General features: G+C 70.2%; 19 protein-coding genes. 10 read left to right on the plus strand and 9 right to left on the minus strand.

The window, feature by feature from the left end:
• Window positions 1-91 precede the first annotated feature (91 nt).
• The 3 genes from pdxY to NRP21_RS01630 all read right to left on the minus strand — a co-directional run bounded on the left by pdxY (window position 92) and on the right by NRP21_RS01630 (window position 2,123).
• Window positions 92-940 carry a pyridoxal kinase PdxY gene (pdxY, locus tag NRP21_RS01620; RefSeq protein WP_257714414.1) on the minus strand — a complete coding sequence of 283 codons (849 nt, stop codon included), beginning with the start codon at window positions 938-940 and terminating at the stop codon, window positions 92-94.
• A gap of 115 nt (window positions 941-1,055) precedes the next feature.
• The gene (locus NRP21_RS01625; protein WP_257714415.1) at window positions 1,056-1,799 is read right to left on the minus strand and encodes a glucose 1-dehydrogenase; all 744 of its coding nucleotides are present in this window, start codon (window positions 1,797-1,799) and stop codon (window positions 1,056-1,058) included.
• 81 nt (window positions 1,800-1,880) lie between these two features.
• The gene (locus NRP21_RS01630; protein WP_257714416.1) at window positions 1,881-2,123 is read right to left on the minus strand and encodes a hypothetical protein; all 243 of its coding nucleotides are present in this window, start codon (window positions 2,121-2,123) and stop codon (window positions 1,881-1,883) included.
• A 296-nt stretch (window positions 2,124-2,419) separates the two neighbouring features.
• Here NRP21_RS01630 and NRP21_RS01635 point away from each other — a divergent pair, with 296 nt between their 5' ends.
• The 3 genes from NRP21_RS01635 (at window position 2,420) to NRP21_RS01645 (ending at window position 3,752) form a co-directional block, all read left to right on the plus strand.
• On the plus strand, window positions 2,420-2,665 hold the full coding sequence (locus tag NRP21_RS01635) for a hypothetical protein (RefSeq protein ID WP_257714417.1): 246 nt from the start codon (window positions 2,420-2,422) through the stop codon (window positions 2,663-2,665).
• A 148-nt stretch (window positions 2,666-2,813) separates the two neighbouring features.
• Window positions 2,814-3,041 carry a 50S ribosomal protein L31 gene (gene rpmE, locus NRP21_RS01640; protein ID WP_257714418.1) on the plus strand — a complete coding sequence of 76 codons (228 nt, stop codon included), beginning with the start codon at window positions 2,814-2,816 and terminating at the stop codon, window positions 3,039-3,041.
• A 216-nt stretch (window positions 3,042-3,257) separates the two neighbouring features.
• Window positions 3,258-3,752 carry an Hsp20 family protein gene (locus NRP21_RS01645; RefSeq protein WP_257714419.1) on the plus strand — a complete coding sequence of 165 codons (495 nt, stop codon included), beginning with the start codon at window positions 3,258-3,260 and terminating at the stop codon, window positions 3,750-3,752.
• A gap of 70 nt (window positions 3,753-3,822) precedes the next feature.
• Here the strand turns inward: NRP21_RS01645 and NRP21_RS01650 are convergent, their stop codons facing one another.
• Window positions 3,823-4,017: a DUF1192 family protein gene (locus NRP21_RS01650; RefSeq protein ID WP_257714420.1), complete on the minus strand. Its 195-nt coding sequence runs from the start codon at window positions 4,015-4,017 to the stop codon at window positions 3,823-3,825.
• Between the two features lie 118 nt (window positions 4,018-4,135).
• Here NRP21_RS01650 and NRP21_RS01655 point away from each other — a divergent pair, with 118 nt between their 5' ends.
• The gene (locus tag NRP21_RS01655; RefSeq protein WP_257714421.1) at window positions 4,136-4,690 is read left to right on the plus strand and encodes a DUF1013 domain-containing protein; all 555 of its coding nucleotides are present in this window, start codon (window positions 4,136-4,138) and stop codon (window positions 4,688-4,690) included.
• Between the two features lie 118 nt (window positions 4,691-4,808).
• Here the strand turns inward: NRP21_RS01655 and NRP21_RS01660 are convergent, their stop codons facing one another.
• Window positions 4,809-4,991 (minus strand): YdcH family protein, encoded by a 183-nt coding sequence (locus NRP21_RS01660; RefSeq protein ID WP_257714422.1) that lies wholly within the window; start codon window positions 4,989-4,991, stop codon window positions 4,809-4,811.
• Between the two features lie 218 nt (window positions 4,992-5,209).
• On the opposite strand from NRP21_RS01660, the gene NRP21_RS01665 reads away from it, so the two are divergent.
• From NRP21_RS01665 to NRP21_RS01685, 5 genes are all read left to right on the plus strand, one after another.
• Window positions 5,210-5,410 (plus strand): YdcH family protein, encoded by a 201-nt coding sequence (locus tag NRP21_RS01665; protein ID WP_257714423.1) that lies wholly within the window; start codon window positions 5,210-5,212, stop codon window positions 5,408-5,410.
• Between the two features lie 20 nt (window positions 5,411-5,430).
• Window positions 5,431-5,919, plus strand: a complete 489-nt coding sequence (purE, locus tag NRP21_RS01670) for a 5-(carboxyamino)imidazole ribonucleotide mutase (RefSeq protein ID WP_257714686.1) — start codon at window positions 5,431-5,433, stop codon at window positions 5,917-5,919.
• An 8-nt stretch (window positions 5,920-5,927) separates the two neighbouring features.
• Entirely contained in the window at window positions 5,928-7,052 is a 1,125-nt protein-coding gene (locus tag NRP21_RS01675; RefSeq protein ID WP_257714424.1) for a 5-(carboxyamino)imidazole ribonucleotide synthase, read from the plus strand.
• A 176-nt stretch (window positions 7,053-7,228) separates the two neighbouring features.
• Window positions 7,229-8,380, plus strand: coding sequence for an OmpA family protein (locus NRP21_RS01680; RefSeq protein WP_257714425.1), 1,152 nt, complete (start codon window positions 7,229-7,231; stop codon window positions 8,378-8,380).
• Between the two features lie 175 nt (window positions 8,381-8,555).
• On the plus strand, window positions 8,556-8,993 hold the full coding sequence (locus NRP21_RS01685) for a hypothetical protein (RefSeq protein ID WP_257714426.1): 438 nt from the start codon (window positions 8,556-8,558) through the stop codon (window positions 8,991-8,993).
• Between the two features lie 9 nt (window positions 8,994-9,002).
• On the opposite strand, the gene NRP21_RS01690 is transcribed toward NRP21_RS01685, so the two are convergent.
• From NRP21_RS01690 to def, 3 genes are all read right to left on the minus strand, one after another.
• Window positions 9,003-9,542 carry a hypothetical protein gene (locus NRP21_RS01690; protein ID WP_257714427.1) on the minus strand — a complete coding sequence of 180 codons (540 nt, stop codon included), beginning with the start codon at window positions 9,540-9,542 and terminating at the stop codon, window positions 9,003-9,005.
• Between the two features lie 202 nt (window positions 9,543-9,744).
• On the minus strand, window positions 9,745-10,326 hold the full coding sequence (locus NRP21_RS01695; protein WP_257714428.1) for a COQ9 family protein: 582 nt from the start codon (window positions 10,324-10,326) through the stop codon (window positions 9,745-9,747).
• Entirely contained in the window at window positions 10,323-10,841 is a 519-nt protein-coding gene (def, locus tag NRP21_RS01700; RefSeq protein WP_257714429.1) for a peptide deformylase, read from the minus strand. Before def ends, NRP21_RS01695 begins: the two co-directional genes overlap by 4 nt.
• Window positions 10,842-11,053: 212 nt before the next feature.
• Here def and rpsU point away from each other — a divergent pair, with 212 nt between their 5' ends.
• A complete protein-coding gene (rpsU, locus tag NRP21_RS01705) occupies window positions 11,054-11,257 on the plus strand; it encodes a 30S ribosomal protein S21 (RefSeq protein WP_043829268.1) in 204 nt (67 codons plus the stop codon).
• A 91-nt stretch (window positions 11,258-11,348) separates the two neighbouring features.
• Here the strand turns inward: rpsU and NRP21_RS01710 are convergent, their stop codons facing one another.
• Complete coding sequence (locus NRP21_RS01710; RefSeq protein WP_257714430.1) at window positions 11,349-12,941, minus strand: ABC transporter substrate-binding protein; 1,593 nt, start codon at window positions 12,939-12,941, stop codon at window positions 11,349-11,351.
• Between the last annotated feature and the right edge of the window lie 23 nt (window positions 12,942-12,964).

A 12,964-nucleotide genomic window follows, 5' to 3' on the forward strand; every position in this document is an offset into this window, starting at 1 on the left:
GCCTCCTGGAGGGCGGGTTTTGCCGGGCGATGTTGGGCCCGACCGCGCGTCAGCCGCAATGGGCGTGCAATGCGCGTGCCGCCCTTCGGCCTCAGCAGGGCTCGGCGAGGAAAACGCGGGAGGGGGTGACGAACTCCTCCTGCGCCTGGACGGTCAGGATCTCCCGCGCGCCGGCTTCCGCGGTGCGGCGCAGCAGGCCGTAGATGGAGGAGGTGGCGGCGGAGAGGGCAAGGCGGGAATCGCCCCAGCGCAGGCGGTGGAAGAGGAAGAGGGCGGCCATCGCGTCCCCTGCCCCGTTGACGGAGATGGGCAGGCGCGGCGTGCGGACGCGCCAGAAGGCGCCGCCCTCCGCGGCCAGGAGGTCCACGGAGTCCTCCGGCGTGTCCTCCACCTGCAGGCTCGTCACCAGCACGGTGCCCGGGCCCCTGGCCTGGAGGGCTGCGGCGGCGGCCTTCGCGTCGTCGAGCGATGAGACCTGGCGGCCGGTCAGCCACTCCAGCTCGAACTGGTTCGGGGTGACAATGGCGGCCTGGGGCACGGCGCGGTCGCGCATGAATTCCGGGATGCCCGGGCGGACGAAGATGCCGCGGCCGACATCGCCGATCACGGGATCGCAGCACCAGATGGCGGCGGGATTGGCGGCGCGCACGCGGGCGGCGGCGCCGATGATCGCCTCCCCGATCGCGGCATCGCCCATGTAGCCGGAGAGGATGGCGTCGCAGCGGGCGAGGACGCCGCGCTCCTCGATTCCCTGGACGAGATCGCCGATCAGGTCCGCACCGAAGACCTGGCCGCGCCAGGCGCCGTAGCCCGTGTGGTTGGAGAACTGCACGGTGTTCAGCGCCCAGACCTCCGCGCCGAGGCGCTGGAGGGGGAAGACGGCGCTGGCGTTGCCGACATGGCCGTAGGCGACCCAGGACTGGATGGAGAGGATGTTCATCGCGGCATCCGCCCCGCAAGGACAGGAAACGCCGCCCGCGCGGGGAGCGGGACGGCACCACTTCCCTAGATCAGTTCGGGCGGGACCGGAATCGGCCGGGAGCCCGAATCTGCGATCAGGCCGTTCGCCCGCCATCCACCGGCAGCAGGACACCGGTGATGAAGGAGGAGGAGTCCTCGGCCAGCCAGACGCAGGCATTGGCGATGTCGGCGGGGGTGGAGAGGCGGCCGATGGGGATGGTGGCGAGGAAGCGGCCGCGATTTTCTGGCGTGTCCTCCACCCCCATGAAGGCGGAGGTGAGGCCGGTGACGCCCATGACCGGGCAGACGGCGTTCACCCGCACGTTGTCCTTCGCCCATTCCTGGGCGAGGGACTGGGTGAAGACGTTCACCGCGCCCTTCGTGCCGTTGTACCAGGTGAGGCCGGGGCGCGGGCGGAGGCCGGCGGTGGAGGAGACGGTGATGAAGCTGCCGCCGCCGCGGGCCTTCAGGGCGGGGTAGGCCGACTTTGCCATCAGGAAGACGGACTTCACGTTGATGGCGAAGACGCGGTCGAACTCCTCCTCCGCGACGTCGAGGGAGGGCTGGTTGCGGTAGGTCCAGCCGGCGTTGTTCACCACGATGTCCAGCCCGCCGAGGGCGGAGAGGGTTCCGTCCACCATGGATTGGATGTCAGGGGCGCGGGAGACGTCTCCGCCAAGGGCGATGCCGCCGATCCCCTCGGCGACGCGGCGCGCGCCCTCCTCGTTCAGGTCGGCCACGGCGACCTTCGCGCCCTGGGCGGCGTATTCCCTGGCGATGCCCTCGCCGAAGCCCGAGGCGGCGCCCGTGACGAGCGCGACTTTGCCTTGCAGGCGCATGATCCGTTTCCCCGATTGCGATACCAGTCTGAAAAGACCGGTGGTGCCGGTCAACGCGCTCGGATGCGGAACGGCCGCAGCCTATCCCCGGAGTTCCTGCAGAGCCTTTTCCAACTGCTCAAGCATAAAGGCGCGCCGCGCTGCGCTCTCCTCGGCATTGCCCTGGAGCGGCGCCTCGCGGAGGTGGCGAGCCAATCGATCACCTAGGTCCTGCAGCGTCTCGGCGCGCTCGTCCGGATTGATAATGGACGCGACCTGTACCTCAAGGCTGGTGACGAAAGCCTCTCTCAGGAGTTGGGCGCTGGTGCGTTGCGAATCGATCAAGTGGCAACCCTCAGCGAAGTGGCACCATTCATTGCGCTTGCTGACTGATGTTGCGGGTGATGGCAAGCCAGCAGGTACAATCGAACGACGCACTCCTACCACAGGTTGTATGACGGAAGTGTTATCCCACCCGCGACATTGGAGAGTTTTCAGGCTGAACAGGCAAATTTGCCGTTTCGCTCACCTAGCCTCTCCAAATTTCGTCAATACTTAAGAAAGGTCTCCAAATTTATCCATTGCCCGCCGCCTTCCGCCCGGGAATCGTGCGGTGAGGCAGATCGCCAGAGGGGGACAAAATGGCGCGCTTGATGATGAGTGATCAGAGGTTCAAGTCCGAGCTGGCGACGGTGGTCGGAGTTCTGGGGTGCCTGGGAGAGTACGCGGGCGACAGGGGCGATCTGCAGGCAGCGAACGTTCTGATCAGCGCTGCTGAGATTTTGGAAACGGTGCTTGCCCGTGCGGCTGCGCCACAGGTTTCCAGCGCCGCTCCCTTGCAGGCCGTGATTGCGGGCCTGGAGGCGGTGGGCCGGGTCCCTGCCTGAGGCAGGGCCGTGGATCTCGCTGGGAACCTGGGGGAGAGGAGGTTCCCGGCGGCTTCGTGGTTGCACAAGGTGCCGCTGCCCGCTAAACGCGCCCGTCTTGCGCTTCCGGTCGGCATCGGCGGCGCCACATGTCTATGGAACCCGCCCGATGAAGTCCGATATCCATCCCGACTACCACGAGATCAACGTGATCATGACGGACGGGAGCACCTACAAGACCCGCTCCTGCTACGGCCAGCCGGGCGACACGCTGCGCCTGGACATTGACCCGAAGTCTCACCCGGCTTGGACGGGCGTGCAGCGCATCGTGGACACGGGCGGGCAGATCGCGAAGTTCAACAAGAAGTTCGCTGGCATCGGCGCCCGCAAGGGCTGATCTGCGGCCAGCGCAATGCTGGCTTGCGATTTACGCATATGAAGTGGGGCTCCGGGGCTTGAAGCTTCGGGGCCTTTTTTCCATTTATCGGCTGTCAGCGGCGCCCGAATGGGGCCGGTGGCGTGAGGCGAGCGGACGCACGGCCCGATCGGGGGTGCACCAGCCGCAAGTCCTTGCAATTGCAGACGACAACCTTGCTCAAGCAGGAGGTTTCTCGTGAACGCTCTCGACTTCTCTCCCCTTTTCCGCACCGCCATCGGCTTCGACCGTCTGGCCCGCCTGGCGGACACCGCCCGCGCGGCCGCCGAGGCGCCTTCCTATCCTCCGTACAACATCGAGCGCACCGCGGACGACAGCTACGTCCTGACCATGGCCGTGGCGGGCTTCTCGCAGTCCGACATCGAGATCACCGCGCAGGACAACGTCCTCCTCGTCTCCGGCAAGGCGCCGCAGGCGAATGACGAGGGTCGCTACCTGCACCGCGGGATTGCCGGCCGCGCCTTCGAGCGCCGCTTCGTCCTCGCCGACCACATCCGGGTCGAGGGTGCGTCGCTGCAGAACGGCCTGCTGCATGTCTCCCTGCGCCGCGAGGTGCCGGAGCAGCTGAAGCCGCGCCGGATCGAGATCGCGCAGGGCGCCCCGCAGCGCCCGGCCCTCGAGGGCCGCGTGGAGGCCGCGAACAGCCAGGAGAGCGGTGCCCAGGCGGCCTGAGGCTCCTGGTCCCTATCCTTCGCGGGAGTAGCGTATTGGGGGCCGGCGGAGTGATCTGCCGGCCCTCTTGCTATTCCGGCTTCCTGAAGAAGGCGTCCGCTGCCGCCCTCTGCGCGGCCCGCGCGGCGATGGCGGCCTCGGCCCGGCCAATCTCGGTCCGCAGCGCCTCGATATAGGCGCGCAGCGTCTCCTCGGACCATTCCGCCAGCGCGGCGGGGGTGAAGCCGCCGGCCGCGGGCTTGCGCCGCTCCTCTTCTTCGAACATCAGACCTCCTTCTGGGCTTTGACCGCCCCCATCCCCCTCTCTATATCCGCTGGCAACAGCCCAGGGGGCCCCCGGCCCCTGCCGACCGGCCCGAAGGGGCCGCGACGAGGTTTCCATTATGCCCACGCCCCTGATGCCCAAGGCCACCGCCGTGTGGCTGATCGACAAGACCTCCCTCACCTTCGACCAGGTGGCCGATTTCGTGGGGATGCACCCGCTTGAGGTGCAGGCCATCGCGGATGGCGAAGTGGCGCAGGGGATCGTCGGCTACGATCCCGTCGCCAATTCCCAGCTGACGCGGGAGGAGATCGCCCGCTGCGAGGCCGACCCGAAGGCGCGGCTGAAGATGATGGAGAGCGCCCTTCCCCAGCCGAAGGCGCGCGGCAAGGGCGCGAAGTACACCCCCGTGGCCAAGCGCAACGACCGGCCGGACGGCATCGCCTGGCTGCTGCGGAACTACCCGCAGCTGACGGATGCCCAGGTGGCGAAGCTGCTGGGCACCACGAAGGAGACGATCGCGAAGGTGCGGGACCGCAGCCACTGGAACGCGGCCAACATCAAGCCGCGCGACCCGGTGATCCTCGGGCTCTGCAGCCAGTCCGACCTGAACGCCCTCATCGTCTCGATCGGCGCCGAGCCGGCCCCGACGGCGGTGGAGGACGACGCGGCCTAAAGTTCCCCTGCGGGGTGGACGCGGCAGGGATCAGCCCTGGCCGGCAGCATGAAAAAGGGCGGGTTCCCCCAGGGGAGCCCGCCCTTCGCTCATTTTGGGGCCCGATCGGCCCCGGGGATCACTGAGGGAGGCGGCGCTGCGCCTCGAAGCGCTCCATCTCCTCCTTCAACCTCAGCTTCTCCCGCTTCAGCCGAGCCAGTTCGAGGCTGTCCGGAAAGGGTCGGGCGTCCTCCTCAAGGATGCGCGTATCGAGCGCGGCGTGACGATCCTTGAGCGACTGCAGCCGGTGCGGGTTCAGCATACGCTTGAGCCTCCTGCTTTTTTCGTCCGGGACTGCGACCCCTGGGCTACTCTTCCGCAAGCCCTCCCGAGGCCGCCGCGCGGCGTTTGTCACCGCCGCGCCGAAGATGATATGGCATCTGGAAGCCCGGGCGCGACACCTCTCACGCCCTTATCAACCCGCCCGTTCGTCGCCCGTGTTGCGGGGCGCGACGGGCCGCCCGATCCATCCGGGGGACCATGCTGCCCGAACGTGACAGCCTCCTGCGTCGCCTGCACGAGTTGCGAAGCGAGCACCGCGACCTGGACACGGTGATCGCCCGCCTCGAGGATAGCCTCCACGACCAGCTGCAGCTTCAACGGCTGAAGAAGCGTAAGCTGAAGCTGAAGGACGAGATCTCCTCGCTGGAGAGCCGGCTCGTCCCGGACATCATCGCATGAGTGGGGGCGTGAGCGGAGCCATGGGCGGGGCCGCGCCCCTGGTCGGGATCATCATGGGCTCGCGCTCCGACTGGGAGACGATGCGCCACGCGGCCGAGATGCTGGAGGCGCTGGAGGTTCCCCACGAGACGCGCGTGGTCTCCGCCCACCGCACCCCGCGGCGCATGGTGGAGTACGCGGAAGGTGCGGCCGGGCGCGGGCTGCAGGTGATCATCGCCGGGGCGGGCGGCGCCGCCCACCTGCCCGGCATGACCGCGAGCCTGACCTCCCTGCCCGTCCTCGGCGTGCCGGTGGAGAGCCACGCGCTGAAGGGGCAGGACTCCCTTCTCTCCATCGTGCAGATGCCGGCCGGCATCCCCGTGGGGACGCTGGCGATCGGCCGTGCCGGGGCCGTGAACGCCGCCCTGCTCGCGGCCGCCATCCTCGCCCTCTCGGATCCTGCGCTGGCGGACCGGCTGAACGCCTATCGCCGGGCGCAGACCGAGAGCGTGCCGAGGGACCCGGCTTGAGCAGCGGCGTGAGCGAGAGGCCCCTGCCCCCGGGTGCCACCATCGGGATACTCGGCGGCGGGCAGCTCGGGCGGATGACGGCGCTGGCCGCGGCCCGGCTGGGCTACCGGTGCCACGTCTTTTCCCCGGCGGCGGGCGAGCCCGGCACCCAGGTTGCGGCGGAGAGCACGATCGCGGCTTACGGGGACGAGGACGCGCTTGGCCGCTTCGCGCGCAGCGTGGACGTGGTGACCTTCGAGTTCGAGAACGTGCCGGCCGCCACGCTGGACCACCTGGCCGCCATCGTGCCCTGCCGCCCGGGAATCCGGGCGCTGTCGATCTGCCAGGACCGGCTGCTGGAGAAGGCCTTCCTGGAGAAGGCCGGGGTTCCCGTGGCGCCCTGGGCCGCGGTGCATTCCGCAGCCGACCTTCCCGCCGCCCTGGCGAAGGTGGGGCTGCCCGCCGTGCTGAAGACGACGCGGCTGGGCTATGACGGGCGCGGCCAGGCGGTGGTGCGGACGGCGGAGGAGGCGGAGGCGGCGCTGGCGCGCCTTTCCCCCCACCCGTTGATCGCGGAGGCCTTCGTTCCCTTCGCCGCCGAGATCTCGGCAGTAGCGGCGCGGGCGGTGGACGGGACTACCGCCACCTATGACGCGGTGGAAAACCGGCACGCGCACCACATCCTCGACCTCTCCTTCGCGCCGGCCCGCGTGCCGGCGGAGGCGGCCGCCGCCGCGCGCCGCCACGCCGCCGCGGTCGCGGAGGCGTTGGAGCTGGTGGGGGTGCTGGCCGTGGAGCTCTTCCTGCTGCCGGACGGGACGCTGCTGGGCAACGAGATCGCGCCGCGGCCGCACAATTCCGGCCACTGGACGATGGATGCCTGCGGGGCCAGCCAGTTCGACCAGCACGCCCGCGCCGTGGCCGGGCTGCCCCTGGCCTCCACCGCCCGGCACGCGGACGCGGTGATGCGGAACCTCATCGGGCCGGAGGGAATGGCGCGCTGGCCGGGAATCGCCGGGGAGCCCGACGTGTTCCTGCACCTCTACGGCAAGGCGGAGGCCCGGCCGGGGCGGAAGATGGGGCACGCGACGCGCGTCTTTCCCCTGGGCGCACTGGGCGCAACCCCTGAATCGGACCTGCTCAAGGGTATGTGACCGAAATGCAAGGGGGGGCTGTGGCACGCCCGCCACAGCGCCCCGAAACCCTTGCAGCACGGGCCCTGGTGCGGTGCACGGGCCTGAGGGGAATGGTATTGAGCCCTACGCGGCGCCGGAATCGGGGGGACTCCTGAGTCCCGCGCAAGCGCCCTGGTGGATCGGGAGTTCACATCATGAGCCTGAAGAAGGCCCTTCTGGCGGCGACGATCCTGTCGCTTCCGCTCGCCGCGCAGGCCCAGCCTGTCGCCGGCCTCTACATCGCCGGCGGCGCCGGCTTCAACTGGCAGCAGTCGACCAAGGACACGATCGGCGGCGCCGCCGGTGCGTACCTCGGCCCGGTCAACAACCGCGTTAAGGTCAACCCGGACATGGGTTGGGTCGGCGTTGGCAGCATCGGCTTCGGCTTCGGCAACGGCCTGCGCATCGAGGCCGAAGGCAACTTCCGCGAGAACGATGTCGGCGACGTTCGCTTCGGCAACACGAACCCGCGCTTCCAGTCCGGCCGGACCCGCAGCTACGGCGCCATGGGCAACGTGCTGTATGACTTCAACATCCCCGGCATCCCCGTTGTTCCGTACATCGGTGGTGGCGTCGGCTACGTGTGGACCGAGTACAACAACGTCCGCGCGAACGACTACCAGAACTTCCGCGCCGGCCTGCCCGTCTCCGTGACCGGCAACCGCCTGCGGATCGACGACACCGACGGCCAGTTCGCCTACCAGGGCATCGCCGGCGTTGCCTTCGGTCTCGGCGTTCCCGGCCTGGCGCTGACCGCCGAGTACCGCTTCCTCGGCACGCTGTCGCCCGAGCTGACCGGCGTCGTTTCCCGCCAGTCCCCTGGCCAGGGCCCGAACGGCACGCGCATCGCCGCTGGCCGCGTTGAGGTCGACAACTTCAACCACTCCGTGCTGATCGGTCTGCGCTACGCGTTCAACGCGCCGCGCCCGGCCCCGGCCCCCGTCGCTGCCCCGGTTCCCGCCGCGGCTCCGGCTCCGGCCCGCACCTACCTGGTGTTCTTCGACTTTGACCGCGCCGACCTGACGGACCGCGCCCGCCAGATCATCTCCGAGGCCGCGCAGGCCGTGTCCTCCACGGGCACGACCCGCATCGAGGTGGCCGGCCACGCCGACCGCTCCGGTACGCCGCAGTACAACCAGCGCCTCTCCATGCGCCGCGCCGAGGCCGTCGCTGCCGAGCTGACGCGCCGTGGCGTGCCGCGTTCGGCCATGTCGATCCAGGCCTTCGGCGAGAGCCGCCCGCTGGTCCCGACCGCCGACGGCGTGCGCGAGCCGCAGAACCGCCGCGTCGAGATCGTGCTGCGCTAAGCAGCCCGATCCCGTCACGGGACATGAGAGGGGGCGGGACCGGAAGGTCCCGCCCCTTCTTCTTTGGCGATGCTTCATCGGCGCGGGCTTGCGGCCCCATCGGTCGTTATGGAAAAGAAAGGGAAGCCCGGGCGGCCAAGGCCCCCAGCAGCGAAGCTGATCCGGCACGGGGTGCATGACCATGCGCGCGCGGCACGTTCTGCCTCTCCTGCTCCTCGCGGGCTGCGGCGCCACGCCACGGGAACCCGGCCTTGCCGGCTATCTCCACATCTTCGAGGCCGCACGGGATGCCCGGCTTGCTTGCGCCGGGCTCCCGGCGGGCTGCGCGCCGCCTAGCATAAGGGACAGCCTGGAACGGGCTGAGGCAGAGGCTCCGCGCCGGTTGTTCCTGCCGCGCCCGGAGGCGAGGGAGGATCGCGTCCTTGCCCGGACGGCGCTGGAGGCGGCGGAGGCGGATTGCCGGGTGCGCGGCGTGCGCCCCGGCTCCGCGCGCTGGGACAGCTGCCTGCTGGATCGCGGGATCATCCGCCTGGAGGAGGCGGCCGCGGAGCGCGGGCGGGTGCCTGAAACGACGAAGGGCGCCTTGCGGCGCCCTTCGGGACCAACGGCCTGAGCGGAGGGCTCAGCGCGTGTTGGTGGAGACCCGGCGGATGGCCGTGCGGCGCTCCGGCTTCTCCGGCGCGGAGCTGGCGGCCGGGGTGGTCGCGGAGCACTCGCTGCGGCCGTGCGGGTTGGACAGGCCGTTCGCCACGGCGAGCTGGGCCAGGCCCTCGGTGGTCTTCGGCGCGGCCATCGCGGCGGTGAAGAGCGAGGCGACGTTGGCGCAGAAGGCGGTGCCCTGGCGGCCGCTGTCCATCTGCTGGACGTTCGCCAGCTCGGTCACGAAGTTGTCGCGCACGCGGACGCCGGTGTTGCCATTGGCGCGGCGGTAATAGGTGGACATGCCCTCCCAGGCGGAGGAGAGCTGGCCCTGATAGCTGCGCACGAAGGTGTTGTACTGCTCGTCCTGCTTGCAGAGCAGGGCGGCGACCATCAGCTGGCTCTGAAGGGCGCGCACGTCGAAGGCGGCCTTGTCAGCGGGGCGCATGCAGGTCTGCGCCATGGCAGGGGTGGCGGCAACGACGGCCACCAGACCGGCGGCGAGGAAGCGGATCGGCGACATTTCGACCGTGGTCTCCCGAGGCATGAGGGGCGGTACCTCCCGCCCTGCGGCACATCTAGCGATTCGACTTCGTTGATGCACGCGGCTTTTTGAGGGCGAGAGGCGAATGCTCTCAGCAACTTAAGGGCCGTGGCGGAAATGCCATGGCAAGTCCGCAAGGCGCGCATGGCACGCCCGGCGGAAAGGCCCGGCGCGCAGAGCGTCAAGCCGCCTTCGCAGCCCTTGGCCGCATGACGCGAGCCAGGCCTGACATCCGCCTGTCAAGAAAATCCAGCGCCGCCAGCGTGTCCTCCGGCTCCCGCAGCCAGTAGGCGAGGGTCGCGGCGTAGAGCCCGGCCAGGGAGGCGCGGCGCGTGTACCAGGAGAAGTCGGCGGAGGTGTCGCCGGCCGCAGCCCAGATCGAGTCCGCGCTGCGCGCCAGGGTGCGGGCGGCCGCGCCCGCGTTCCAGGGCAGCGCCAGCAGGGCCAGGGCGCGCCGGAGCGCCTGCCGCTGGTGGGAGGCATGGTCCAGCCGGATTTCCACCAGCCTGCGGATCCGGCCGGGGATGCGGAGGACGGAGAGGTCCTCCCTCGCGGCCGCTTCCTCCATCCGGCGGTCGGCGAGGTCGATCCAAGCCTCCACGGCGCCCACGGGGCCTGTCGGGAAGAGCCAGCGATGCGCGGCCGGCTCCTCGCCGATGCCGCGCAGCCCGGCCTCCAGCGCGGCCTCCGTCCATCCCAGGCGCGGGACATGCGGCAGGGTAGCCAGGATGGCGCCGTCCCGCTCCGCGCTGCGCTCGATCACCGTGCCCTCTCCTTCGCGTCCGCTGGCGCCTGATGGCGCGACAATTCCTCGTTGAAGCCGAGGCGGGAGAGATCCTCCATCCGCATGGGGTAGAGAAGCCCCTCCAGGTGGTCGAACTCGTGCTGCATCACCCGGGCCGCCATGCCGTCCGCCTCCCCGGAGACGGGGCGCCCCTCGGCGTCCAGGCCGCGCCAGGCGATGCGGGCGGCGCGCCGCACCTCGCCGCGCAGGCCGGGGATGGAGAGGCAGCCCTCCCAGCCCAGCTCCCGCTCCTCGCCCACCGGGGCGATCTCCGGGTTGAACAGGGCGAAGACCCGGGGGCCGTCCCGCATGACGAAGAGGCGGAGGGGTATGTGGACCTGCGGCGCGGCGAGGCCGAGCCCGCCGGCATCAACCATGGTTTCGGCCATGTCGGCGGCCAGGCGGCGCATCTCCGGCGCCGTGGGGTCCGGCACGGGCTCTGCCCGGCGCAGCAGCACCGGGTGGCCCATGCGGGCGATCTTCAGGATGGCCATTCGTAATCCAACAGTGGCAGGGGCAACCGTGCCCGGGGCCGCATGTTGGAGCGGGACCCGGATTCGTCACCAGGGTGCGGTGCAGCGGCGTTTCGGGCTTCCGCACCCCGCGCGCGACGTGCTACACGGCCGGGCTTTCGCCGGAAGGGATTCGTCCCTCCGGCCTTTTGCGATCCTTTAACCTCAACCCCTGACCAGGAGGTCGTTGCCGCGTGCAAGTCGTCGTTCGGGACAACAACATCGACCAGGCGCTGAAGGCGCTCAAGAAGAAGCTGCAGCGCGAGGGCGTGTTTCGCGAGATGAAGCTGCGCCGCCACTTCGAGAAGCCCTCGGAGCGCCGCGCGCGCGAGGCCGCCGAGGCCGTTCGCCGCGCCCGCAAGGTCGAGCGCAAGCGCCTGGAGCGCGAGGGCTTCTGAGCCCTTCCCGCCCCCTTCTGCGGGGCGGGCCACCGAACGTCAGGAGCTGCGGCGCGGGGATCACCCCTGCGCATCGCGGCTTTTGGCGTTTTCAGCCGGTTTTGCTGAGTCCCCAGAAGGTGGCGAAGTTCGGCACCACGTCCCGCAGCGTGTTCCGGTAGGCGGTGGCCTGGAAATACTGGCCGAGCGGGATGAAGGGCACCGTTTCGAAGGCGCGGCGCTGCATCCGGCCGGCGACGGTCTTCTGGACCTGCAGGTCGGGGGCGTCGAACCACTCGTCCCGGAGCGTTTCCAGTTCCGGGTCCTCGGGCCAGCCGAACCATCCGGCCTGCCCGTTGGCGCGGAGCTGAGTGTTCGCCGCCGGGGTGGCGTTGTCGGCGCCGGCGGAGAAGGTGACGAAGGCGCTCCAGCCGCCGGCATCGGGCGCGGCCTTGCTGGCGCGGCGGGTGAGCACCGAGCCCCAGTCCGTGGCCTGGTAATCCACGTTCAGGCCGATCTTCTTCATCGTGTCGGCCATCACCTCGCTCATGGCATTCAGGTGGGGCAGGTCGGTGGGAACAATGAAGGCGACCTTCTCGCCCTTGTAGCCGGCCGCCGCCAGCTCGCGCTTAGAGCGCTCCAGGTCACGGGGGCGGGACAGGACGTCCAGGGCGATGTCGTTCGCGAGCGGGGTGCCCGGGGTGAAGACGCCCGCGGGGACGCGCCACATGGCCGGGTCGTCGCCGGCGCAGGCGATCATCAGGTCCTTCTGGTCCACGGCGCCCAGGACCACCCGCCGGACGAGGGGGTTATCGAAGGGCGGTTGCAGGTGGTTCATGCGGAAGCTGGCGCCGTAGCCTGCGCGGTCCAGCACGGCCACGGTCAGGTTGCGGTTCCGGCGCAGCAGCGGCAGCAGGTCAGGCGTGGCGAAGTCCCACCAGTCCACCTCTCCGGCCTGCAGCGCGGCGGCCGCGGTGGCGGGATCGGGGGTGGTCAGCCACTCCACCCTGTCTAGGTTGACGATCTTCGGGCCGGCGGTGCCGCGGGGCGTGCCCTCCGGGCGGGGGACGTAGCGCTCGTTGCGGGCATAGACGGCGCGGGCGCCGGGCACGCGCTCCCCGGCCAGGAAGCGGTAAGGGCCGGAGCCGACCATCTCCGTGACCTGGGTCGTGCCGGGGGTCCTTGCCAGGCGCTCAGGCATCATCGCGGGCATGAAGACGCCGAACTTGCCCAGGGCGTTGGGCAGCATCGGGAAGGGCTTCTTCAGGCGGAAGAGGATGCGGCGGTCATCGGGGGCCGAGAGCTCGTCCGTGGCGGCCATGAGCGTGGCACCGAAGCCGTCTCGGCTGGCCCAGCGGCGGATGGAGGCGACGCAGTCCCGGGCGAGCACGGGCTCGCCGTCGTGCCAGCGCAGGCCCTCGCGCAGGGTCAGGGTCCAGCGGCGGCCGTCCTCCTCCACGGTGTGGCCTTGCACCATCTGCGGCTGCGGCTGGTAGTCCGCATCGGTGCCGTAGAGGGTGTCGAACACCATGAAGCCGTGGTTGCGGGTGACGTAGGCGGTGTTCCAGTGCGGATCGAGGGTGGAGAGGTCCGCCTGCGGGATGAAGCGCAGGACCCGCGCGCCCGCCCCGGTTCCCTGGGCCGCCGCCAAGCCGGGGGTTGCCAGCGCGGCGCCCGCCGCGCCCAGGAATTGCCTTCGCCGCATCACACCCCAACCTTCTGCCAGGC

Source organism: Roseomonas populi (assembly GCF_024594815.1).
Classification (GTDB): Bacteria; Pseudomonadota; Alphaproteobacteria; order Acetobacterales; family Acetobacteraceae; genus Roseomonas; species Roseomonas populi.

Bases quoted from the DNA above. Each gene is read 5' to 3' on its own strand.
- pdxY (WP_257714414.1), bottom strand. From the start codon at position 940: ATGAACATCCTCTCCATCCAGTCCTGGGTCGCCTACGGCCATGTCGGC.
- NRP21_RS01625 (WP_257714415.1), bottom strand. From the start codon at position 1,799: ATGCGCCTGCAAGGCAAAGTCGCGCTCGTCACGGGCGCCGCCTCGGGC.
- NRP21_RS01635 (WP_257714417.1), top strand. From the start codon at position 2,420: ATGGCGCGCTTGATGATGAGTGATCAGAGGTTCAAGTCCGAGCTGGCG.
- rpmE (WP_257714418.1), top strand. From the start codon at position 2,814: ATGAAGTCCGATATCCATCCCGACTACCACGAGATCAACGTGATCATG.
- NRP21_RS01650 (WP_257714420.1), bottom strand. From the start codon at position 4,017: ATGTTCGAAGAAGAGGAGCGGCGCAAGCCCGCGGCCGGCGGCTTCACC.
- NRP21_RS01655 (WP_257714421.1), top strand. From the start codon at position 4,136: ATGCCCACGCCCCTGATGCCCAAGGCCACCGCCGTGTGGCTGATCGAC.
- NRP21_RS01660 (WP_257714422.1), bottom strand. From the start codon at position 4,991: ATGCTGAACCCGCACCGGCTGCAGTCGCTCAAGGATCGTCACGCCGCG.
- NRP21_RS01665 (WP_257714423.1), top strand. From the start codon at position 5,210: ATGCTGCCCGAACGTGACAGCCTCCTGCGTCGCCTGCACGAGTTGCGA.
- purE (WP_257714686.1), top strand. From the start codon at position 5,431: ATGGGCGGGGCCGCGCCCCTGGTCGGGATCATCATGGGCTCGCGCTCC.
- NRP21_RS01680 (WP_257714425.1), top strand. From the start codon at position 7,229: ATGAGCCTGAAGAAGGCCCTTCTGGCGGCGACGATCCTGTCGCTTCCG.
- NRP21_RS01685 (WP_257714426.1), top strand. From the start codon at position 8,556: ATGACCATGCGCGCGCGGCACGTTCTGCCTCTCCTGCTCCTCGCGGGC.
- NRP21_RS01690 (WP_257714427.1), bottom strand. From the start codon at position 9,542: ATGTCGCCGATCCGCTTCCTCGCCGCCGGTCTGGTGGCCGTCGTTGCC.
- def (WP_257714429.1), bottom strand. From the start codon at position 10,841: ATGGCCATCCTGAAGATCGCCCGCATGGGCCACCCGGTGCTGCTGCGC.
- NRP21_RS01710 (WP_257714430.1), bottom strand. From the start codon at position 12,941: ATGCGGCGAAGGCAATTCCTGGGCGCGGCGGGCGCCGCGCTGGCAACC.